This window comes from Paenibacillus sp. YIM B09110 (genome assembly GCF_037167145.1).
Lineage (GTDB): Bacteria > Bacillota > Bacilli > Paenibacillales > Paenibacillaceae > Pristimantibacillus.
Genome location: NZ_JBANSP010000070.1, coordinates 1 through 602, shown reverse-complemented (window position 1 = coordinate 602; position 602 = coordinate 1). Strand labels below are relative to the sequence as shown.

Genomic DNA, 602 nt, shown 5'->3' with positions numbered 1-602 from the left:
GTGGATACCAACAGATTTTTGCAATATTCGCTGATCGGCTTTTATGTAGGCGTGGTTCCAGTTGGACTGGGGTTATTATGGTATCCGTTCATGCGTCGGTTTTCCTCAAAAGGCATTCAAGCGGTTATGGCTTTACAGTTGGGCTGCTTTTCTTCCTTGCTGTTGATACCTTACAAGAAGGGTTAGAGCTTGGTGCGATAGCGCCTGGTGTCTTTCAAGGAACAGTGCTCGTTTGGTTTGGAGCGGTGCTTAGCTTCTTATTTCTGCTTGCCCTTGATCAGACGAATTCGAAGAAAGCAATTGGCGCAAACGATAATGGTAAAAGGGTATCGTTCAAGATAGCTGGCGGTATTGGCCTGCATAACCTTGGGGAAGGGCTTGCTATCGGTGCCGCCTTTGCTGCAGGCGAAGCTGCACTAGGCACATTCCTTATAATAGGTTTTACTTTGCATAATATTACGGAAGGTATTGGCATCGCTGCTCCACTCTTAAATGCTAAACCAACAATAAAAACATTTTTGGCATTAGCTGTTTTGGGAGGAGGCCCAGCCATTATTGGTACATGGGTCGGAGGATTTGTGTTTAATCAAACGTTAGCGGCA

1 pseudogene is annotated in these 602 nt (G+C 45.7%); it reads left to right on the top strand.

Annotated elements, in window-relative coordinates:
- Nucleotides 1-77 precede the first annotated feature (77 nt).
- Nucleotides 78-602 (top strand): annotated as a pseudogene (locus V8F51_RS31490) (ZIP family metal transporter); the annotation flags it as partial.